Annotated in this window: 20 protein-coding genes and 3 tRNA genes; 7 read left to right on the top strand and 16 right to left on the bottom strand. The window is 71.2% G+C overall.

Annotated elements, in window-relative coordinates; translation table 11 throughout:
• Nucleotides 1-11: 11 nt before the first annotated feature.
• The 5 genes from ACZ63E_RS41575 to ACZ63E_RS41555 form a co-directional block, all read right to left on the bottom strand.
• Nucleotides 12-85: transfer RNA gene (locus ACZ63E_RS41575), tRNA-Phe, on the bottom strand.
• Between the two features lie 31 nt (nt 86-116).
• A tRNA-Asp gene (locus ACZ63E_RS41570) sits at nt 117-190 on the bottom strand.
• 22 nt (nt 191-212) lie between these two features.
• Nucleotides 213-285: transfer RNA gene (locus ACZ63E_RS41565), tRNA-Glu, on the bottom strand.
• 99 nt (nt 286-384) lie between these two features.
• Entirely contained in the window at nt 385-1,179 is a 795-nt protein-coding gene (locus ACZ63E_RS41560; RefSeq protein WP_465341821.1) for an SCO6745 family protein, read from the bottom strand.
• A gap of 159 nt (nt 1,180-1,338) precedes the next feature.
• Complete coding sequence (locus tag ACZ63E_RS41555; RefSeq protein WP_465313755.1) at nt 1,339-1,593, bottom strand: hypothetical protein; 255 nt, start codon at nt 1,591-1,593, stop codon at nt 1,339-1,341.
• Nucleotides 1,594-2,303: 710 nt separating this feature from the next.
• Between ACZ63E_RS41555 and ACZ63E_RS41550 the strand changes: the two genes are divergently transcribed.
• Nucleotides 2,304-2,741, top strand: coding sequence for a hypothetical protein (locus tag ACZ63E_RS41550; RefSeq protein WP_465341820.1), 438 nt, complete (start codon nt 2,304-2,306; stop codon nt 2,739-2,741).
• 100 nt (nt 2,742-2,841) lie between these two features.
• Here the strand turns inward: ACZ63E_RS41550 and ACZ63E_RS41545 are convergent, their stop codons facing one another.
• Nucleotides 2,842-3,045 carry a cold-shock protein gene (locus ACZ63E_RS41545; RefSeq protein WP_003097368.1) on the bottom strand — a complete coding sequence of 68 codons (204 nt, stop codon included), beginning with the start codon at nt 3,043-3,045 and terminating at the stop codon, nt 2,842-2,844.
• A gap of 457 nt (nt 3,046-3,502) precedes the next feature.
• On the opposite strand from ACZ63E_RS41545, the gene ACZ63E_RS41540 reads away from it, so the two are divergent.
• The 5 genes from ACZ63E_RS41540 to ACZ63E_RS41520 all read left to right on the top strand — a co-directional run bounded on the left by ACZ63E_RS41540 (nt 3,503) and on the right by ACZ63E_RS41520 (nt 6,529).
• On the top strand, nt 3,503-4,714 hold the full coding sequence (locus ACZ63E_RS41540) for a L,D-transpeptidase (RefSeq protein ID WP_465341818.1): 1,212 nt from the start codon (nt 3,503-3,505) through the stop codon (nt 4,712-4,714).
• A 210-nt stretch (nt 4,715-4,924) separates the two neighbouring features.
• The gene (locus ACZ63E_RS41535; RefSeq protein WP_465341817.1) at nt 4,925-5,227 is read left to right on the top strand and encodes a hypothetical protein; all 303 of its coding nucleotides are present in this window, start codon (nt 4,925-4,927) and stop codon (nt 5,225-5,227) included.
• A gap of 4 nt (nt 5,228-5,231) precedes the next feature.
• A complete protein-coding gene (locus ACZ63E_RS41530) occupies nt 5,232-5,786 on the top strand; it encodes a SigE family RNA polymerase sigma factor (RefSeq protein WP_465341815.1) in 555 nt (184 codons plus the stop codon).
• Nucleotides 5,787-5,791: 5 nt separating this feature from the next.
• On the top strand, nt 5,792-6,253 hold the full coding sequence (locus tag ACZ63E_RS41525; RefSeq protein WP_465341814.1) for a hypothetical protein: 462 nt from the start codon (nt 5,792-5,794) through the stop codon (nt 6,251-6,253).
• A gap of 21 nt (nt 6,254-6,274) precedes the next feature.
• A complete protein-coding gene (locus ACZ63E_RS41520; RefSeq protein WP_465341813.1) occupies nt 6,275-6,529 on the top strand; it encodes a hypothetical protein in 255 nt (84 codons plus the stop codon).
• 63 nt (nt 6,530-6,592) lie between these two features.
• Here ACZ63E_RS41520 and ACZ63E_RS41515 read toward each other — a convergent pair whose 3' ends face one another.
• Nucleotides 6,593-7,963 (bottom strand): MFS transporter, encoded by a 1,371-nt coding sequence (locus tag ACZ63E_RS41515; protein WP_465341811.1) that lies wholly within the window; start codon nt 7,961-7,963, stop codon nt 6,593-6,595.
• A gap of 201 nt (nt 7,964-8,164) precedes the next feature.
• On the opposite strand from ACZ63E_RS41515, the gene ACZ63E_RS41510 reads away from it, so the two are divergent.
• The gene (locus ACZ63E_RS41510; RefSeq protein WP_465341809.1) at nt 8,165-8,752 is read left to right on the top strand and encodes a PaaI family thioesterase; all 588 of its coding nucleotides are present in this window, start codon (nt 8,165-8,167) and stop codon (nt 8,750-8,752) included.
• A gap of 9 nt (nt 8,753-8,761) precedes the next feature.
• Here the strand turns inward: ACZ63E_RS41510 and ACZ63E_RS41505 are convergent, their stop codons facing one another.
• The 9 genes from ACZ63E_RS41505 to ACZ63E_RS41465 all read right to left on the bottom strand — a co-directional run bounded on the left by ACZ63E_RS41505 (nt 8,762) and on the right by ACZ63E_RS41465 (nt 20,067).
• Nucleotides 8,762-11,425, bottom strand: a complete 2,664-nt coding sequence (locus tag ACZ63E_RS41505; protein WP_465341807.1) for a serine/threonine-protein kinase — start codon at nt 11,423-11,425, stop codon at nt 8,762-8,764.
• 52 nt (nt 11,426-11,477) lie between these two features.
• A complete protein-coding gene (locus ACZ63E_RS41500) occupies nt 11,478-12,449 on the bottom strand; it encodes a glutamate ABC transporter substrate-binding protein (protein WP_465341805.1) in 972 nt (323 codons plus the stop codon).
• A complete protein-coding gene (locus tag ACZ63E_RS41495) occupies nt 12,446-13,864 on the bottom strand; it encodes a hypothetical protein (protein ID WP_465341804.1) in 1,419 nt (472 codons plus the stop codon). The genes ACZ63E_RS41500 and ACZ63E_RS41495 overlap by 4 nt, the downstream gene beginning before the upstream one ends.
• Nucleotides 13,865-13,958: 94 nt before the next feature.
• Nucleotides 13,959-14,591, bottom strand: a complete 633-nt coding sequence (locus ACZ63E_RS41490; protein ID WP_465341803.1) for a response regulator transcription factor — start codon at nt 14,589-14,591, stop codon at nt 13,959-13,961.
• Nucleotides 14,588-15,715: a sensor histidine kinase gene (locus ACZ63E_RS41485; protein ID WP_465341801.1), complete on the bottom strand. Its 1,128-nt coding sequence runs from the start codon at nt 15,713-15,715 to the stop codon at nt 14,588-14,590. Before ACZ63E_RS41485 ends, ACZ63E_RS41490 begins: the two co-directional genes overlap by 4 nt.
• Before the next feature lie 26 nt (nt 15,716-15,741).
• Entirely contained in the window at nt 15,742-17,004 is a 1,263-nt protein-coding gene (locus ACZ63E_RS41480; RefSeq protein ID WP_465341799.1) for a GAF domain-containing protein, read from the bottom strand.
• Nucleotides 17,005-17,110: 106 nt separating this feature from the next.
• A complete protein-coding gene (locus ACZ63E_RS41475; RefSeq protein ID WP_465341797.1) occupies nt 17,111-18,112 on the bottom strand; it encodes an alpha-ketoacid dehydrogenase subunit beta in 1,002 nt (333 codons plus the stop codon).
• Nucleotides 18,113-18,124: 12 nt separating this feature from the next.
• Nucleotides 18,125-19,036: a thiamine pyrophosphate-dependent dehydrogenase E1 component subunit alpha gene (locus ACZ63E_RS41470; RefSeq protein WP_465341796.1), complete on the bottom strand. Its 912-nt coding sequence runs from the start codon at nt 19,034-19,036 to the stop codon at nt 18,125-18,127.
• Nucleotides 19,033-20,067, bottom strand: a complete 1,035-nt coding sequence (locus tag ACZ63E_RS41465) for an ATP-NAD kinase family protein (RefSeq protein WP_465341795.1) — start codon at nt 20,065-20,067, stop codon at nt 19,033-19,035. The genes ACZ63E_RS41470 and ACZ63E_RS41465 overlap by 4 nt, the downstream gene beginning before the upstream one ends.
• Between the last annotated feature and the right edge of the window lie 46 nt (nt 20,068-20,113).

Genomic DNA, 20,113 nt, shown 5'->3' with positions numbered 1-20,113 from the left:
TTTCGTAGCGGTGGCCAGGGCCGGGGTCGAACCGGCGACCTTCCGCTTTTCAGGCGGACGCTCGTACCAACTGAGCTACCTGGCCGGGAACGCCGGCAAGGAGCCGAACGATCTTGCGACCCTGACGGGACTCGAACCCGCGACCTTCGCCGTGACAGGGCGACGCGCTAACCAACTGCGCCACAGGGCCTTGCTTGAACTACTGTACTGCGTACTCCCAACGGGATTCGAACCCGCGTTGCCGCCTTGAAAGGGCGGAGTCCTAGGCCGCTGGACGATGGGAGCCCGGCCGGTTTCGGGTGACCGACCGACCGCGCTCTCAGGTCCCCCCGGGAGCGATTACAAGCATAGGGCACGCCACCACCGCTTTGCACCGGGGGTTCCTTAAGCCCCCGGCACCCCGGGGACCTGCGCAAACGCCGCCAAGTCCGCCACCCGGCGCGCCAGCTCGGTCTGCTCCGCCTCCGTCAGCGCCGCGGCCAGCAGCTCGCCGACGCGCTCGTCGGTCAGCGCCTCGGCCCGCAGCCACCGGTCGAGCAGGTCCGGCTTGCGCGCCGCCGACGCGATCAGCTCGTCGGCCGCCTCCGCCGGCCACGCCGTGCGCAGGAGCCGCGCGCGGCCGCCCTCCGGGTCCGCGACCACCGCCTCCGGCACGGACAGCCCCAGCGCCCGCAACGCCGCGAAGTGCAGGCCGCCGCGCAGCTCGCGGAAGACCATCAGCGCGAACCCGAGCCGTTCGGCGTCGCCCTCGGGGCGTTCGGCGTTCTTCCAGCCGGCGAAGAGCGCCAGCCCGCTCGCGTCCGCGGTGTCGACTACCCGGAACAGCAGGTCCGCCAGACGGCCGGACTCCGGTACGGCCGAAAGGTGGACGCGCGACCACCGGGCCGATGACTCCGTGTAGGCAGCGACGGCGGCGGGTGCGTCGAGGGCCGCCGTTGCGGGCGGCAAGACGAACTCGAACAGCCAGTGCGGGAAGATCCCGAACAGCTCCGCGGCCACCTTCGGCGGGACGTCGCCGAGCACCGCCGAGCGCCCCCGCACGTACAGCGAACGCGCCGGCAGCCCGGCCTCCGCCTCGACCGCCGCGAGCTCCGGCGACGTCATGAACCGGCCGCCCAGCACCTGCACCACCGGCCTCACGCGGCTCGCCAGCCCCGCCGCGCCTTCGATCGTCGTCATGACCGCCCCTTTCGACACCGCTACCGTAACAGTGTTACGAAACTAGCGTCAAGCAAGGCTGACCACGATGGGAATCATCGACCGGAAACGGCCACAACCTGCACGAACATCACCGGAAGAGCCCGGCGGCAGCCACCCTGCCCGCCGGGCCCACCCCGCCTAACGCTGGACGGGCGCCTGCCCGTCCTCGTCCACGTTCAGCCCCAGCATCTCCAGCAGCTGCGCACAGTCCTCGACCCCCAGCGCGCCGTTCGCCACCGCCAGCCGAGCCCGCCGCACCTGGTCGTCCGACACCCGCTGCGCGTCGGCAGCCCCGCTTCGCTGCGCCGGCAACCCCCCGGCGAACGGAGCACTCCCCCCATCGGCACCTTCGTACCGAAGGAGGAACTGCCGCACTTCAACAGACCCGCTCATAGCCCCTCCATACGGCTCACAACAACTTGGCCGCGAGGCTAACCAGCGCCGGGCGCCACACACAGCCCCCCGGAGAGTGAACCTGAGGCCACGCTCCGCTCAACGCAGCGCAATCGGCAACCACGGAGAAGAACACCACCCGAACGACGGTCACCCCCGCCCCGAAGTGACACCCGGAGCGGAAATTTCCCGCTCTCCACTCGCCCAACCAGCCAACTCGTGCAACAATCGAAGTGCTGACACACCCCCGGTCAGCGCCTGTGGAGATCCCCTCCGACCCCCGCGTTCCTCCCCCTGGCGCGGGGGTCCTCCATTTCTCGGACCCCCTCGGGCTGACGCCCTTCGTGGGTCCATTCATTCCGGTGTGCTGACCCGGGGGGCCGAGCCCCCCGGACCCCCCACGGTGCCTCCTGCTCGGCTTCCAGCGTGGTTACGCCTTGGGCGCTGGCGCGCCCTCGCTGGTTTCCGTGGTTGCGCTTCGGGCGCTGCGCGCCCTTGCTCGTTTGCGTGGTGCCGCCGCTTCGGGCGCTGCGCGCCCTTGCTCGTTGGGTCGTTTTTGGGTGATCGACTCGTTGGGTTGGTGACAGGTTGCTGGGTGTGGTTGAGGGTTGGGCCGTTTGGGGTGGGGTTGGGCTGATTGGGGATGGTTGGCGGCGTGTTGTGGCTCACAGTGGTTTGTGTGGTGAGACCTAACCGTTATCGTGGCCAGCGTGCCTCTTCCCTCCCTTGGCCGCTTGAGCAGCCGGACGAACCTCAAAGCCGCGTCCTCCGGACGCCATCGTGGTGCCGCGAAGCCTGCGGACGATGGTGTTGTCGAGGACAAGGAACTCACCTCGTATCTGGCCGCTTTGGCGCCGGATGCCGACAACGAAAGCACCGGGACCGGCAAGCGCTTCGGTGAAGCGCAGGTCTTCCAGCTGCGGATGAGCCTCATTGCCAGCCAGCAGCTGAAGGACATCGCCGAGGCCCGGGACATCTCGCCCCAGGCGCTCGCCCAGGAGTGGATCCTGGAGCGGCTCAACTGGGAAGGCCAGGCATCCTCGCTGCAGGACCAGCGGCAGGTTCAGGTCGGCGAGCTCACCGAGCTCACCGACGAGTTCCACTTCCCCGCCGACGCCTTCGACGCGCCGGTCGCCGGGCGCCGCTGACCCCAGCGGCCCCACCAGGACACACGAGAAAGGGCCCCCGGCGAAAAAGCTCGCCGGGGGCCCTTCGCTCAGGCCTTAGACAACGCAGAGGGCCTGTTTGTCAGATCGCGCGGACCTTCTGGGCCTGGGGGCCCTTCTGACCCTGGCCGACCTCGAACTCCACCCGCTGGTTCTCCTCGAGGGTGCGGAAGCCGCGGCCCTCGATCTCCGAGTAGTGAACGAAAACGTCGCCTTCGCCGCCGTCCTGCGCGATGAAGCCGAAGCCCTTCTCCGCGTTGAACCACTTCACAGTGCCTTGCGCCACCGCTGTTCTCCTCGTTACACAGATCCGCTTCGAATGCCACCGAAGCGGCACCCCGGCCGTCCCGGGCGGTTCCAACGAGACGAGTCAAGAGCGTGTCGGCTCCATGGCTCGCGTCAGAAGTTCCGCGAGTGTGAAGCCACGAACACGCAAAACGACGGCCTGCAAGCAGACTACCGGGATCTGGCCAAAGTTGAACCCCGTGATCGAGCCCAAAAATGCCGGTCCGGGCCAAGGTCACCGGAACGTCGTAGGGCTCCCCACCACGTTCTGTCGGACCCACCGGATAGTCTTGCGCAGCACAGCGACACCGTGATCACCGGATACGGCTCGGAGTCGCCCGTGCCCCCTCGGTAAGAGCCCGCTGGGACCACTGTGACCTTCGTCACGCGACTCTTGCTCAACGTCGCCGGTCCACGGGACGTCTCGATGAGGGGAAGCACCAAAGGGGCAAAGGGGAATGGGTGTGACGGTGAGGACTTCCACGCGGCGCCGGGGCGCGGCGGTGGCACTGGGCTTGGTCGCGGTGCTCACGCTGGGGGCGTGCAGCAGCGAACCGACGGTGTCGGCGAGCGGGACGTCGGGCGGGGGCCCGACGCAGCCGCCCGCGCCGACCGCGCAGCCGGCGAAGCTGACGGTGACGCCGGCCGGCGGCGCGCAGGACGTGGCGCCGGGCGAACCGGTCGGGGTCAAGGTCGACAGCGGCACGATCGTCTCGGTCACGCTGACCAACCCGGACGGCAAGCAGGTCCAGGGCCAGACGTCGGCGGACAAGAAGAGCTGGAGCACCACCGAGCAGCTCGGCTACGGCAAGACATACACGTGGACCGGGCAGGCGCAGGGCGCCGACGGCAAGAACGTGCCCATCGGCGGCGCGTTCACCACGGTCAAGCCGAAGCGGCAGATGCAGGCGAGCCTGAACGTCGGCGACGGCCAGACGTACGGCATCGCGATGCCGATCGCGCTGACCTTCCCGAGCCGCGTCACCGACAAGGCGTCCGTCGAGAAGGCGCTGTCGGTCGAGACGACGCCGAAGACCGAGGGCTCCTGGGCCTGGCTGAACGGCGACACTTCGGTGCACTGGCGGCCGAAGGAGTACTTCAAGCCCAACACGCAGGTGAAGGTCAACGCCAAGATCTACGGCGTCAAGATCGGCGAAGGCGTGTACGGCAAGCAGGACGTCTCGGCGAGCTTCGCGATCGGGCGTTCGCAGATCGTCAAGGGGAACACCACGCAGCACACGATGCAGGTGATCCGCGACGGCCAGCAGATCGCCGACTACCCGGTGAGCTACGGCCTGGACTCCGACCCGGGGCGCGTCACGCACAGCGGCACGCACGTCGTGATGGGCAAGCAGGCGACGTACGCGATGAGCAACCCGAAGTACCACTACGAGAACGTCGTGGTGCCGTGGGCGGTCCGGATCTCCAACAACGGCGAGTTCATCCACGGCCTCGCGGCGTCGGTCTGGGCGCAGGGCAAGAAGAACATCTCGCACGGCTGCCTGAACCTCTCGCCGGCGCGGGCCAAGGAGTACTACGACGGCGTGCTCACGGGCGACCCGGTGGAGATCACCGGCAGCACGCAGACGCTGACGGCCAAGGACGGCGACTACAGCGACTGGACGTACGACTGGGCGAGCTGGCAGAAGCTGTCGGCCCTCGCCGGCTGAGACCTTCCACGAACACCGGGCGGCCGGGAAGTCCCACGCGGACTTCCCGGCCGTTCGTGTTTCCGGGCCACGGCGGCCCGCAACTCCGCACCCGCTCCGAACGTCTTCAAGATCGGCCGGAATCCGATGCAACCCGGTTGATCACCCACGGCATGACTAAGGGCAGAGGCGCGACGGACCCCGCCGCGCCCGCGAGAATGAGGAGCTGTCTTGCGTATCCGCATCGCCCTGTCCCTCGGCGCGCTCGTGCTCGCCGGTGGCGCCCTGACCGGTGGCATCGCGCTGGCTTCGGAGGCGCAGCCGCCGGCCCCGACCGCGACCACCCGGCCCTCCGCGCCGCCGTCCGCGGAGCCGACCACCAGCCGCAAGCCGACCCAGGCGCCGACCGCCGTGCCCGCGCCGCCGCGTGAGGCGACGAAGGCGCCCTCCGCCCGTCCGCAGCGCGTCCCGCGTGCCGTGCCCGCCGGCCCGACCGGTGACCTGCACCTGCCGGCCATCGGGGTGACCCGGTAGCTCGGTGATCTCCCGCTCCCGTCCGTCGACCGGGCCGGGCTCGCCGTGGGACGGCGAGTTCGCCCGGTACTTCGGCGAGCGCGCGCACAGCCTGCGGTCCACGGCCTTCCTGCTCTGCGGTGACTGGCACCAGGCCGAGGACCTCACGCAGGCCGCGCTGCTGAAGCTGTACCTCGCCTGGCCGAGGCTGTCGCGCCACGACGCCTTGGACACCTACGCCCGCAAGGTCGTGCTGCGCACGTTCCTCGCCGAGCACCGGCGCAGCAGGTGGAAGCGGGAGCGGCTCACCGACACGCCGCCGGAGCTCCCGGCGGAGCCGGGCGGGAGCGACCAGGACATGCTGGTCCGGCAGGCGCTGGCCGTGCTGGGCCCCAAGCAGCGCGCCGTGCTGGTGCTGCGGTACTTCGAGGACCTGAGCGTCGAGGAGACGGCGCAGGCCCTCGGCTGCAGCACCGGCACGGTGAAGAGCCAGGCCTCCCGCGGCCTGGCAACACTGCGCAACCGGCTCGGCCCGCACTACGAAGCGCTGTCCTTCAGCGTGACCACGGAGGGGAGGTGACGAACATGGACCCCGAAGACGACGTCCGCGCGATCCTCACCGGCGCCGCCGGTGACACCCCGCCGATGCGCCTCGAGGCCGCCGACGTGATCGAACGCGGTGGCCGGATCCGGCGACGACGCAAGCGCGTGGCGGTCGTGGGCACCTCGACCGCGACGGCGGTGATCCTGGCGGTGGCCGGCTTCCTGGCCGGTCACCGCGCCGGGCCGCCGGAGCCGGTCGAGCCCGCCGGCCCGGTCCTGTCCACGGTCGGCACCTCCGTGCCCGCCCCGCAGCCGACCACCGAGGTTCCGGCGACGTCGGTGGCGCCGCCCGCGGCGCAGCCGGGCCGGACACCGCCGCCGCGTTCGCAGAAGACGACGGTGCCGACGCCGGCCACGAGCCGCAAGGAGCGGCCGTCGTCACCGCCGTCGGCGAACCCGAGCGAAACCGTCACGCAACTGCCGACCCCGACCCAGACTCGCTAGCCGTTTCCGCAGGTCGGCGACGTGGCGCAGATCACCGCGCCGATGTCGGTTTCCGACGAAATACCGGGGCTTCCCGTGGCGATGAACCGGGTGGTGTTCCGATCGGACGCCGGACAACTGCTCAGCCGGACGCCGCGTCGCCGGCCCGAGAACCCGAGGAGGAAGCACATGGTGTTCGCCGCACTCATCGTCGAAACCGGAATCGCTGTTGTGGTCGCGAGTGCACTCGCCGCCTGGTCCCGTAAGCGCTTCGCTCCTCGGAACGACGCCAGCTGACCTGCGACGCACGAGTGCCCCGCCCGGTGATCCGGACGGGGCACTCGTGTTCCCGGCGGAAGCTCAGCGCTGAGCGCCCGCGGAAGTCAGCTTGCCGCCGCTGCCCTCGGTCTCGATCTGGTCCATCGGCACCTGGGACGTCTCCGGGATCTTGATGATCGGGATGATCGCGATCAGCGCGGCCGCCATCAGGTAGTACGCCGGCCAGTCCGGGTTGCCGGTGCTCTGGATCAACGCCGTCACGATGACACCGCAGGTGCCGCCGAACAGCGACGTCGAGACGTTGTAGCCGATCGCGAACGAGCCGTACCGGACGCGGGTCGGGAACATCGCCGGGAACGTCGAACCGATCACCGCGAGCATCAGCACCAGCAGGATCGCCACGATCAGGAACCCGACGAACAGCCAGAAGATGCTGCCGGACTGCATCAGCTTCAGCGACGGCCAGCTCAGCACCAGGAACCCGATGGCCGCGGTGAGCAGCAGCGGTTTCCGGCCGATCTTGTCGGACAGCGCGCCCAGCGGGATGATGATCGCCATCTGGAGCACTTCGACCGCGATGATGATCAGCGTCGAGGTGTTGTCGTTGATCTTCAGCGTCTCGGTGAAGTACGTCGGCATCGTGGTCAGCAGCAGGTAGTCCGCGACGTTCAGCAGCAGCACGATGCCGATCAGGTTGAGGATCATCCGCCAGTTGCGGGTGAAGATCTCCTTGAGCGGCGCCTTGTGCGGCTTGTGGCCGGCGGCTTCCATCCGGCGGAACTCGGGGGTGTCCTCGAGCTTGTTCCGCAGGTAGAGCCCGACGAGGCCGAGCGGCAGCGCGACGAAGAACGGGATCCGCCAGCCCCAGGCGTCGACCTGGTCGGCCGACAGGGAGAGCGTCACGGAGAGCACCACGAGGTTGCCGAGCACGTAGCCGGCCAGGGTGCCGAGCTCGAGGAAGCTGCCGAAGAAGCCACGGCGCTTCGTCGGGGAGTACTCGGCGATGAACGTCGCCGCTCCGCCGTACTCACCACCGGTGGAGAAGCCCTGGATGATCCGCAGCAGCAGAATCGCGATCGGCGCCGCGATGCCCATGCTGTACCCACCGGAGTACGTCGGCAGGACGCCGACCAGGAAGGTGCAGCCCGACATCAGCAGGATCGTGATGGCGAGGACCTTCTTGCGCCCGATCTTGTCGCCGAGCGGTCCGAAGAACGCCCCGCCGAACGGCCGCACGATGAACCCGACCGCGAGCAGCGCCAGCGACTTCAGCACGGCGTTGCCCTCGCCCGGGAAGAACTCCGAGCCGATGCTGACGGCGATCGCGCCCGAGGTGAAGACGCCGTAGTCGTACCACTCGGTGGCGTTGCCCATGGCCGACGCCCACACCGCGCGCTTGACGGTTCTCTCGTCCGCTTGCGGCTTGCTCGTCGATGCTCCAGGTTCGCTCATGCCGGCGACGACCTCCTCCGTGCAGTGCCCACTGGGCCGTTCGAGCTCATCAACCCAGTCTTGCCCGGCCGCCGGAGCTCGGCAGCCTGAACCGCAAAACTTCTACGGTGGGGAACTTTCCGGCTACTGAGAGGTATACGTTGCCTGCATACGCCGCGGGTCGCGCGCGGGCGGGGTCTACCGGCGAGTTAACGTCAGCGCATGAGTCGTGTTTCTCAACCCTGGCCGCCGGTGGCCGTCGAGCCGGCGGTTCCGCACCCCAAGGCGCCGGCGCCGGGCACCGAGCTCGGGGTGCACTTCGGCGAGTGCTTCGGGTGCGGTGACGAGGCCGACGCCGGGCTGCACCTGCGCTCGACCGTCGGCGAGGGCCAGGTGATCCACTCGCGGTTCACCGTGACCGCGGCGCACCAGGGCGCGCCGGGGCTGGCCCACGGCGGCCTGCTGGCCTGCGCGTTCGACGAGGCGCTCGGCTCGACGGTCGGCAACCTGATGCGCCGTCCGGCGGTGACCGGCAAGCTCGAGACGGACTTCCGCCGTCCGGTGCCGGTCGGCTCGACGCTGTTCATCGAGGCCCGCCTCGACGGCATCGCCGGCCGCAAGATCTACGTCAGCGCCGACGGGCGGCTCGACGCCGAAGACGGCCCGATCGCGGTGAGCGCCCGGGCGCTGTTCATCGTCGTCGGCTTCGAGCACTTCAGCACGCACGGCGACCCGCAGGCGCTGGAGAAGCTGGCCGAGCAGCACGAGAAGAACCAGCGGCAGCGCGGCGACTGGGAGATCAACCCCTGACGCGCACGCTCACGTGAGCGTGCGCGGCCGGATCGCGTTCGCGCGGTCCACCAGCTCGACGCGCTGCTCGATCGTCGCCGCCAGCCGCGCCAGGGCGCGGTAGCACCGCTCCAGCCCGAACCGCAGCTCACGCTCCTCGAGTGAACACCCCAGCACGCGCGCGCCCTGCGTAGGCGCGCTCTGCTTGGGCCCGCGAAGCCACTCGTACGCGGCTTCGAGCACTCCGGCGCTGAGCCGGGTCTGACGCTCGACGTCCAGGCGGAGCCGCTCGAGCCGGGCCGACGCGTCGAGCAGGTCGTGCTCGGTGACCGGGGTCTCCCGGCCGTTCGCCTTGGTCGCCGTCGTCTTGATCTTGATGGCCGCGACCTGGGCGTCGACGTAGTGGGTCGAAGACGGCGGCACGGTCTCGAGCACCTCGACCGCGCTCGCCCGCGCGCCCTGCGCGAGGTAGACGCGGGCGAGGCCGAAGGCGGCGCTGACGTAGTTCCGGTCGGTCCGCCAGACCAGCTCGTAGAACCGCGCCGCGGCGAAGTAGTCGCCGACGCCTTCGGCGCTGATCGCCAGCGCCAGCTTCGGCGCGACTTCGCCCGGCAGGTCGTCGTACACGGCTTCGAACGCGACGTGCGCGACGCGGGAGCGGCCGCCGGCCAGCTCGATCAGGCCGCGGTACCAGTCGATCCGCCAGTCGTGCGGGAAGCCGTTCTTGATGGCCAGGTACTGCGCCGCCTGCAGCTGCCGCTGCGCTTCGGACAGCTCGCCCAGCTCGATCCGGGCGCGCACGATCCGCAGCCGCACCTCGATCGACTCCCGCGGCGCGCCGGCGAGGGCCTCGATGGCGCCGCGCGGGTCGAGCGCGGTCGTCGTCGCGAGCACGCCCGCCGCCGGGTCGTCGGTGTCGACCTGCGGGATCGGCAGGCCGGCGACCACTTCGGCCGCCCCGGGCAGCGGCACGCTGGCGCCGGCCTCCGGCACCACGAGCTGGACGCCGAACGTGCGGCTCTCCGGGCCGAACACCGTGGACGCGCCGGGCCGCGGTTTGCCGGTGCCGAGCGCCATGATCTCGCGCAGCACGCCGGTGAGCTGGTCGGACATCTCCTCGGCGGAGAGGAACCGGCGGTCGGGGTCGGTGTGCGTCGCGCGGCGCAGGAACCGGTAGTACGAGCCGAACAGCGCGAACAGCGGGACCGCGTCCGGGCTGGGCAGGGTCGTCTTGAACTTGGTGGTGTAGCCGGTGAACTCGAAGCTCAGCACGGCGAGCGTGCGCCCGACGGTGAACAGGTCCGACGCGATCGACGCGCCCTGGGTCGCCAGTTCCGGCGCGCTGTACCCGGTGGTGAAGAACAGCGGGCTTTCGTAGTCGTCGAGCCGGCGGACGGCGCCCAGGTCGATCAGCTTCAGCTGCTCGTTGGTCTGGATCACGTTGTCCGGCTTGAGGTCGCAGTAGAGCATCCCCTGGCTGTGCAGGTAGCCCATGGCGGGCAGGATCTCCAGCCCGTACGCGATGACCTGGCCGATCGGCAGCGGCTCGGGGCGGCGGCTTTCGCGGTGGTGCGCGAGGGCCAGCTGCCGCAGCGACTGGCCGCCGACGTACTCCATCACGATGTAGCCGACGGTCGTCTCGCTCTGGCGGTCCGGGTGCTGCACGAAGTTGTGGATCTTGACGATGTTGGGGTGCTCGACCTCGGCCAGGAACCGCTGTTCGTTGGCCGCGGCGGCCAGCGCCGTCGGGTCGCCGGAGTCGATCAGTCCTTTGAGGACGACCCAGCGGTCGCTGACGTTGTGGTCCTGCGCCAGGTAGATCCAGCCGAGCCCGCCGTAGGCGAGCGCGCCGAGCACTTCGTACTGGCCGCCGACCAGCTCGTGCGGCTGCAGCTTGGGCAGGAAGGAGAACGACGTGCCGCAGTTGTCGCACTTTCCTTCCGCCGCACCGGGTTTCCCGTCCGTGCTCCGGCCGACCTTGGCGGAACACTTGCTGCAGAAGCGCTTTTCCTCCGACACCATCGGGTTCGCCAGCACCGCCGACGCGGGGTCGCGCGCGGGCACCGGCGGGACGTCGACCAGCCCGGCGCCGAGCCGGCCGCGACGCGAGCGCGTGCTGCGTGACGACGTCCGCCGCGAAGTGCCGGGGAACGCGCCGGGCCCGGAGCCCGAACCGCTCCCGCTGCCCGTGCCCGTCCCGGTGCCGGTGTGCCGGCCTTCGCTGGGGCGCTCGGGCAGCACGCTTTCGGTGCCGGGGTCCGGCAGCGGCAGGCCCGGGCCGGTCTCCGGCCGGGGCGCCGGCGGCATGATGCTCTGGGTCTCCGGCGCGGGCGCGGCGAGCACGCTCGTCGGCTGCGGCGCGTTCGGGTCCGGGCGGACGGCCTGCGTCGGCGGCTGCACGGCCTGCGTGGGCGGCGCGACGGGCTGGAAGCTGCCCGGCGGGCGGGTCGGGTCGTCCGCACCCGGGACCGGCCCGCGCGGGGGCGCCTGCTGGCCGCGCGGCGGGGTCGGCGGGCGGCGCACGGGCGCGTGGAAGACGGTCTCCTGGCCCGGCTCGGCGTCGTCGAGGCGGCCGGAGATCGACGGCTCCGGGGTCTCCCACCGCACCGGCGGTGGCGGCTGCCAGCTCGGCGTGGCCACCTGCTGCTCGTCGTCCGGCGCGGCGTGCCGAGGACGGCGCGGCTCCTCCGACACTGCTACCTCCCAGATCCCCGGCGTGCGGAGATCGATCCTAGTCGCGTCCGGCTCACTGGTACTGCGCCGACGGCGGGGACGCCGGGCCCAGCGAGGGCTCCACCCACTTGCGGTAGCTGTCCTGCCACGCGCCCCCGGTGCGGACGTTTTCGAGCACGGCGTTGACGAAGCGGACCATGTCCTCGTTGTCCTTCGGCACGCCGATGCCGTAGTTCTCCTCGCTGAACTGGTCGCCGACGACCTGCAGCGCCGGGTCCTGCGCGGCCATGCCGGCGAGGATCGTGTCGTCGGTCGACACGGCGTCGACCTGGCCCTGCTGGAGCATCACCAGGCAGTCCGACCAGTTGTCCACCGAGACCGGCACCGGCTTCGCCGGGTCCGTCGCGATCTTCGCCGCGGACGTCGACTTCTTCGCCGCGCACACCTTCTTGCCGCTCAGGTCGGCCAGCTTGGTGACGTCGGACTCCTTGGTGACCAGGATCCGCTGCCCCGCCTTGTAGTAGACGGACGAGAACTGCACGTTCTTCTTCCGCGAGCAGGTGATGCTGAAGGTCCGGACCACGATGTCGACCTGGTGTTTCTCCAGGACCTCCTCGCGCTGGCCCGAGGTGATCGCGCGGAACTGGACGTGGCCGTCCGGTGAGCCGAAGATCGCGCGCGCGATCTGGTTCACCATGTCGATGTCGAAACCCTCGAGGTTGCCCGTGGTGGGGTTGCGGAAGCCGAAGAGGTAGGTGGTCTGGTCGACCCCGGCGATCAGCTTCCCGCGGCGCTTGATCTCGCCCATGGTCGAGCTGTCGGGGACGTTCGTGCTGCTCGGCGACAGGCTGGCCAGCGGGTTGCAGCTGGTGTCGGTGCCCCCGCCGGCGCTCGCGTCCGGCCCGCCGACGTGCGCGGGCTGCGGCCAGGCGGCGTTGCTCACCGGCGCCGGGTCGACCGGCTGCCCGGGACTGCCGCAGGACGCCGCCAGCAGCGCGACGAGCGCCAGCACACCCGCACGGACCGTGTTCCCCCGCCTGCTCACCGGTACTCCCTCAGTCGCTCCCGGACCCCCATGGTGACACCCGCCGCGGCGACGATGGCCAGCACGGCGAGGCCGGGCGCGAGGAACGTCAGCGCGCGGTCGCCGTTGTGGGTGTCGTCGAGGAACTGCTGCCGGCCGACGTCGATCGCGGCCTGGAGGCTGTCGTCGAGCCGCCGGAACGCCGGCGCCGAGCCGCCGTCCTTGCTCTCCAGCACGGCGGCGTCGACGGCTTCCTGGTAGAGCCCGCCGTTGTCCTGGGCGCGCACCTGCGCGTGGGCCTTCAGCCAGTCGTTTGCGGCCTTCGTCGCGTCGGCGACCTTCGCGGCGCCTTCGCCGTCGGTGATCAGGCCGCGGGCCTCGCCGAGCAGGCCGCCCTGGCCGTCGGGGCCCAGCAGCTGGGCCGCGTTGGTGCCGAAGTCCCGCTCGTACGCCGCGCCGTCACCGCGGGCGACCAGGGTGAGCGTTTCGTCGGCGCGGGCCTGCAGCGCGGCGATCCGCGCGCGGACCAGGACGTCGACGCGGTGGGATCCGTCGTCCTGCCCGCTGCCGACGAGCGCGCCCTGGAAGATCAGCGCGACCGCGCCCCACAGCAGCGACACCACGACGGCCGCCGTCGCGACGACGAGCCCGACGTTGAGCAGCCGGTTGGTGCGGCGGGTCAGGTAGACCTGCGCGACGACGAGCGCCGCGAGCAACGCGACCATCAGGATCGTGGCGAGCCACGGGAATCCGGTGGCGCTGTCCTGCTCTTCGACGAGCCGCGCGGTGTCGACGCGGTAGAGGTCCTGCGCGGCGGGAAGGATCTTCGCGCGCATCAGCTCGGACGCCTCGCGCAGATACGACGCGCCGACCGGGTAGCCGAGGCGGTTGTTCGCGCGCGCCGTCTCGACGAGCCCGGTGTAGACGGGCAGCTGCTGGTTCAGCACGTCGACCGGACCGGCCGCGTCGGCGACGTCCGAAGCGTCCGAAGCCGCCTTCGCGAGCGCGGCGCCCGCTTCGGCGATGTCACGCTCGTAGCGCTGGCGGAGTTCGGGCGGTTCGGTGCCGATCGAAAGGAACGCGCTCGCGGCGGTCGCGTCGGCGTCGGAGAGTGAGCGGTAGACCTGCTGCGAAGCGGCGGCGAGGGGCTCGCGGTGGTCGATGACCCCGCTGATGGTGTTGTCGCGGTCCTGCACCGACAGCGTCGCGACCAGCCCGGCGACCAGGGCCAGCAGCACCAGCCCGACGGCGATCACGGTGAGCCGACCCGGGGTGGTCGCGGCGGACCGGACGATCGCGCGCACCCCCTGCCCCGGCAGGTCCAGCAGGCCCAGCAGGCCGCTGCGGCCCCCGGCGCGGTCGCGGCCTTCCGGTGGCGACGGCGGGGGTCCCGGCGCGGGCGCCGTGGGACCCGGGGCCGTCGCAGTGCTGGTCATCCCCGATTCCTCCCCGAAAGCTGTACTCGCAGAAGGTAGCCGAGTCGCCGTGCGCGCAGCCACCGGCACCGCCCGCCGTCATCAGCACGTGATCTCAGAGGCGGTGCGTCAACGCGTACCTGACGGCCTCCGCGCGGTGCCGGGCGCCGATCTTCGCGAAGGTGTTGTTGATGTGCGTTTTGACCGTGGCTTCGCCGACGTAGAGCTCGGTGGCGATCTCCGGGTTGGTCAGGCCGCGCGCGACGAGCGTGAGGACTTCGGCTTCGCGGGCGGTCAGGCCGTCAGGCGGCTTCTGCACGGCCGCGGACCAGGTTCCGAGCGCGGCGACGAGCCGGTCGGAGACCTCGCCGGTGAAGATCGCCTGCCCGGCCGCCGCGGACCGGAGCGCGGCGGCGATTTCGGCGCGTCCGGAGTTCTTCGTCAGGTAACCGCGGGCGCCGGCACGCAGCGCGTCCGCGATCGACGCGTCGTCGGCGTACGTCGTCAGGACGACCACGGCGGTGCCGGGGTGGTCGCGCCGGATCAGCCGGGTCGCGGCGACGCCGTCGAGCTCCGGCATGCGCAGGTCCATCAGCACGACGTCGGCGGGGCAGGCGGTGAGGACGTCGACGGCTTCGCGGCCGTTGCCCGCCGAAGCGACCACGTCGACGTCGTCGAGCAGGCCGAGCAGCGCGACGAGCCCTTCGCGCACCGACTGCTGGTCGTCGGCCACGACCACCCTGATCAACTCCGCACCTCCGCGAGCACGCGCCAGTGGCCGTCTTCCGGCCCCGAACTCAGCGTGCCACCGGCGAGGGCGAGCCGCTCGCGCATCCCGGCCAGACCGAAACCTTCACCTGTCCGAGTGAATTCGCCCAGCTTGTTGCGGACGTCGAGCCGGACGGCGTCCGGTTCGTAGGTCAGCCGCATCCGGATTTCTTCGCCCGGCGCGTGTTTTCCGGCGTTCGTCAGTGCTTCGCGCGCGATGCCGACCAGCGCGACGACGACCGCGGACGGCAGCGGCCGGGGTTCGCCGTCCGCGTCGAAGGACACGGCGACGCGGTGGTCACGGGCGTGCGTGGCGGCGGTCGCGGCGAGCGCGTCGGCGAGTGGCAGGACATCCCGGCGCAGCGCGGTGACGGCGTTGCGCGCTTCGACGAGCCCGTCGGCGGCGAGCCGGCGCGACCGCCGGACGGACTTGAGCGCACCGTCCACATCGGACCGTTCTTCGAGCAGCGCTTCGGCGAGTTCGAGCTGGACCCCCAGTGCTCCCAGGGAATGCGCCAGGACGTCGTGCAGCTCGCGGGCGATCCTCGTGCGTTCGTCGAGCGCGGCGGCCCGCGCGTGCTCGGCCTGCGCGACGCGGGTCTGTTCGAGCAGCGCCTCGGCCTGCAGCGCCTGGACCTCGTACTGGCGCCGGTTGAGCCCGACCAGGACGAGCAGCAGCATCACGCCGGCGTCGGAGAACGCGTCAGCCAGGGACTGCCCGGCGACCAGGTGCGAGCCGGCCGCGAGCACGATGTCGAGCAGGCCGATCCCGAGGATCGCGGCGACCCCGACCGAGGTGAGCGTCGCGAGCCGGCCGAGCGCGATGACGGACAGCACGATCGCCGAGGAGTCCCCCGCCCAGCCGACGATCACCGCCGGCAGCGTGCCCGCCACGGCCAGCAGCACGGCCGCGGTCTTCGGCGCCCGCGACGCGAACACGACGAACCCGAGCCAGCACGCGCTCGAGACGCCGTAACACGTCCAGATCCGCGGGTCCGGCTCGTGCGCCGTCAGCAGCGTCGCGGCGAAGAAGAGCGTGCCGAGCAGCTGCACGACGAGCCAGCTCGGCGCGATGGTGTCCGGCAGCGCGGGACGTTTCGGCACACCCCCATCTTCCCCGCGCGGGCGGCTCAGCCGCGGATGGCCGGGGCGAGCGAGTGCGGCAGCACCGCTTCGGGGTCCGGCGGCCGCCGGACCAGCACCTCGACGTCGTCGGCGAAGCGGTACGGCTTCGCGCCGAGGATGCCGCCGAAGTGGCGCCGCAGCCGGGACATCTCGGCGCGGACGGTGACCGTGCGGCCGGGGTCGCCGAACAGGTCGAGCGCCAGCTCGGACGCCGAGCGGCCGTCACGCCGGCTGGCGAGCACGTACAGCATCTCGGCGTGGCGCGGGCTGAGCCGGTGCGTCCACGTCCCGGACGCGCCGGCGACGGTCAGCTCGGGCTGGCGCGGCGAACGGACGTCGAGGACGACCCGGGTGGCCGGAGCGGCCCCGTGCTCGACGACCCGGACGAGCCAGCCGCCGGGCACCGGCTCGACCGCGCAGTTGCCGTACGCCGGCAGCCAGACCCCGCCCGGGGCGAGGTCGGCGGGCAGCGCGATCCGGTCGATCGGCGCGAGCCCGGCGGCGGCCGCGACCCAGCCGTGGTCGTCGGCCACGACGGCCCGCCCGCCGACCTTCGCGAGCACCGGGACGGCGAAGCCGCGCAGCCGTTCCAGCTCGCTGAGGTGGGCGGTGCGCAGCTGCGCCTCGGCGAGCCGTGTCACGGCGTCGACCAGCGCCAACGTCGTCGCGTGCACAGTTGAGGCGGGCCCGGAGAGGTCGACGATGCCGAGCAGCGAGCCGTCACGAGGATCGTGCAGCGGCGCGGCGGCGCACGTCCAGGAGTGCTGCGCGCGGACGTAGTGCTCGGCGGAGTAGACCTGCACCGGGCGGCGGGTGACCAGGGCGGTGCCGATCGCGTTGGTGCCGACGGCTTCTTCCTGCCAGTCGGCGCCTTCGACGAACCCGAGCCCGTCGGCGCGGCGGCGGACCGCGGCGCTGCCGTCACGCCAGAGCACGGTGCCACCGGCGTCGACGATCACCATGATGTGCGAAGCCTGTTCGGCGAGGCTGATCAGGCCGCCGCGCAGGGTCGGCAGCGCCTCGGCCAGCCGGCTGGTCCGGCGGCGCGTCTCCAGCTCTTCGAAGGTCAGGACGGGCGCGGCGGCGCGGCTGTCCGGGTCCAGGCCGAGGCGGCGCATCCGCTCCCAGGACGCGCCGATCACCGCGCGCGGGCGCGTGGGCAGGGTTTTCCCGGCGAGCGCTGCTTCGTGCACCTGCGTGAGGACGCGCGCGTACCGCCGAGGGTCCGCCCCGGCCGGCAACGCTGCCTCGAGGTTCTGCTGCCCCAACCGCCGCTCCTTGCGTTCCGCCTCCTCAGTCTGCCTTTTCGGTGAGGTGATCGGAAGGTGGTGGCAAGCACGGTTGGCGCTGCATCGATGCGTATGACGCGCCGGATCATCGCCGGTACTCCACAACCGACTTCGCCGCGTTGAGCACCTTCTGCGCGTCCGGGATGTAGAGGTCCTCGAGCGCGTCGGAGAACGGGACCGGCGTGTGCGGCGGCGTCACCATCTCGATCGGGGCGCGCAGGGCGCCGAACGCCTCCTTGGCGACGAGCGCGGAGATGTCCGTGGCGAGGTTGCAGCGGGGTGACGCCTCGTCGACGACGACCAGCCGTCCGGTGCTCTCGACGCTCGTCAGGATCGTTCCGGTGTCGAGCGGGCTGGTGGTGCGCGGGTCGATGACCTCGGCCTCGATCCCGGCGGCGGCCAGCTCCTCGGCCGCCGCTTCGGCGACCGCGACCATGCGCCCGAAGGCGACGATCGTGACGTCATGACCCTCGCGGACGACGTTCGCCTCGCCGAACGGGATCGTGTAGCTGTCCTCGGGCACCTCGCCGCTGGTGTCGTAGAGCGCCTTGTGCTCGCAGAAGATCACCGGGTCGTCGTCCCGGATCGACTGGACCAGCAGGCCTTTCGCCTCGTACGGGCTCGACGGCACCACGACCTTCAGCCCGGGGACGTGCGTGAAGACCGGGTACAGGCACTGCGAATGCTGTGCGGCGGCCCGCAGCCCGGCGCCGTACATCGTGCGGATCACGACCGGCGTGCGCGCGTTGCCGCCGAACATGTACCGGAACTTGGCCGCCTGGTTGAAGATCTGGTCGAAGCAGACGCCCATGAAGTCGATGAACATCAGCTCCGCGACGGGCCGCTGCCCCCGCGTCGCGGCGCCGATCGCCGCGCCGACGAACGCCGACTCCGAGACAGGCGTGTCGAGCACCCGGCCGGGGAACCGGTCGACCAGGCCTTTCGTGACGCCGAGGACACCGCCCCGGCCGTCGTCCCCGGGTCTGCCGGCGTTGTCCTCGCCCAGCACAATGAACGACTCGTCCCGGGCCATCTCCTGTGCGAGCGCCTCGTTGATGGCCTCGCGATAGCTGATCGTCCTGGCCATGACGCGCCCTTCTCAGTAAGTCAGGTAGACGTCGGTCTCGAGGTCTTCCTTCGTGGGTTTCGGCGCGGCCTTCGCCTCGGTGACGGCGTCTTCGATCAGCTTCGCGATTTCGGCGTCGAGGTCGTCGAGGACCGGTCCGGGCAGCTCACCGCTGTCGGTGACCTGGTCCCGGAACCGCTTGAGGCAGTCGAGGTCCCCTTCGAAGTGCCCGGAGCAACGGCTGAACTTGACCTCGATCAGCGTCGGACCGCCGCCTTCGCGGGCGTGTTGGACGGCTTCACCCGCGGCCTCGTGCACGGCGAAGAAGTCGAGCCCGTCGACGATCACGCCGGGCACACCGAAGCCGGCGGCCCGATCGGCGAGGTTGTCCGACGCAACGGACCAGGAGCTCGACGTCGCTTCGGCGTAACCGTTGTTCTCCACGACGAAGATCGCGGGCAGGTTCCAGACGGACGCGAGGTTCAGCGCCTCCAGCGTCGTCCCCTGGTTGCCGGCGCCGTCGCCGAAGAAGGCGACTCCGACACCTCCGGTGTTCTGCCGTTTCGCGGCGAGCGCGGTGCCGCAGATGAGCGGCGGGCCCCCGCCGACGATGCCGTTCGCGCCGAGCATGCCCTTCGCGAGGTCGGCGATGTGCATCGAGCCGCCCTTGCCGTGGCACGACCCGGTCCGGCGGCCGTAGATCTCGGCCATCATGCCCTTGACGTCGACACCCTTGGCGATGCAGTGGCCGTGTCCGCGGTGGCTGCCGGCGATCGTGTCCCGGTCGTCGAGGTGGAGGCAGACGCCGGTGGCTGAGGCCTCCTCACCGGCGTACAGGTGCACGAACCCCGGGATTTCGCCGGTCGCGAACTCCTGGCGCACGCGGTCTTCGAAGGCCCGGATGGTCCGCATCACGCGATACGCCTCCCGCAGGGTGTCCGTCATCTTCGACGCTCCTTCCCTTGGTCGGTTTCCGTGCGCAACAGCCCTTTCCTCGCCGCTTCCGCCATCGCCGCCCGGACGTCGACGCACCACGGCCCGTCCGGCTTGAGCTCCACGAACGCGCTCTCCCCGGTCTTCAGCTCGAGTTCGCGCTCCCCGTCGAGCGCGATGACCCCGCCGGCCGCGGCCAGCTCGACCCGCACCCCGGGTTTGAGGACACCCCACCCGCGCACCCCGACGGGCCGCACCAGCCCGGGCGCGATCGGCGCCTGCACGACGTACGGCGTCTCCCCGACCGGCCCAAGCTGCAGCGCGACGCCGTCCGGGCTCGACCGCGGGCTCGGGCAGAGCTGGCCGGGCACGCTGGAGAGGCCGATGCCGTCCGGCTCGGCGAAGGTGCAGTACAGCTCGGTGAGCGACGCCGGGTCCCACAGCGCCCGAGCCCCGATGTGCCTGCTCAGCGACACGCAGACGTCGACGAGCGCGATCTCGCGGCGGGCTTTGGTGACGACCTCGAGCACGCTGACGCGGTGGGTGACGAGGTCGGGGTCGACCTGCCCGGTGGCGATCAGCCCGGCGGCCAGTCCGGCGACCGTCGCCTCCCGCATCTGCGGGAAGGCGTTGTTGGTCCCGGTCGAGAGGGCGAGGATCGGCACGTCTTCGCAGGCCGCGGCGGCGACCCGGGCGGTCCCGTCCCCGCCGAGGACCACGATGACGCCGGCGCCCGCCTCGACCATCCGGCGCACCGCGTTGGTCGTGTCGGCCGCGGTGCCGGTGATGGGGTCGTCTTCGCAGAAGTCGACCTTCGGCCAGGTGCCACCCCGGCCCAGGGCGCGCAGGACCGCGGCGGAGATCCCACCGAGATCGGTCGAGACGAGGGCGCGGTCGAGCCCGGTCACGGCGAACGCCGCCAGCAGCCGCTGGACCATGTTCGCCTTCTCCGCGGTGGGGAACACCGACGCCTGCGCGACCAGCCGGCGGATGTCCCGCCCCGAAGCCGGATTCGCGACGATCCCCGCCACCGTTTCTCCCACCTGACCTCCCGATACTTCACCGGAGGACAGGAGACTCCGCGGACGG

Source organism: Amycolatopsis sp. NPDC104819, assembly GCF_055583145.1.
The sequence above is the reverse complement of the archived record's forward strand: the minus strand, read 5'-3'. Positions and strand labels throughout refer to the sequence as shown.

Coding starts and splice junctions, on each gene's coding strand:
- ACZ63E_RS41560 (WP_465341821.1), bottom strand. CDS start 1,179: ATGACGACGATCGAAGGCGCGGCGGGGCTGGCGAGCCGCGTGAGGCCG.
- ACZ63E_RS41555 (WP_465313755.1), bottom strand. CDS start 1,593: ATGAGCGGGTCTGTTGAAGTGCGGCAGTTCCTCCTTCGGTACGAAGGT.
- ACZ63E_RS41540 (WP_465341818.1), top strand. CDS start 3,503: ATGGGTGTGACGGTGAGGACTTCCACGCGGCGCCGGGGCGCGGCGGTG.
- ACZ63E_RS41525 (WP_465341814.1), top strand. CDS start 5,792: ATGGACCCCGAAGACGACGTCCGCGCGATCCTCACCGGCGCCGCCGGT.
- ACZ63E_RS41515 (WP_465341811.1), bottom strand. CDS start 7,963: ATGAGCGAACCTGGAGCATCGACGAGCAAGCCGCAAGCGGACGAGAGA.
- ACZ63E_RS41510 (WP_465341809.1), top strand. CDS start 8,165: ATGAGTCGTGTTTCTCAACCCTGGCCGCCGGTGGCCGTCGAGCCGGCG.
- ACZ63E_RS41495 (WP_465341804.1), bottom strand. CDS start 13,864: ATGACCAGCACTGCGACGGCCCCGGGTCCCACGGCGCCCGCGCCGGGA.
- ACZ63E_RS41475 (WP_465341797.1), bottom strand. CDS start 18,112: ATGGCCAGGACGATCAGCTATCGCGAGGCCATCAACGAGGCGCTCGCA.
- ACZ63E_RS41470 (WP_465341796.1), bottom strand. CDS start 19,036: ATGACGGACACCCTGCGGGAGGCGTATCGCGTGATGCGGACCATCCGG.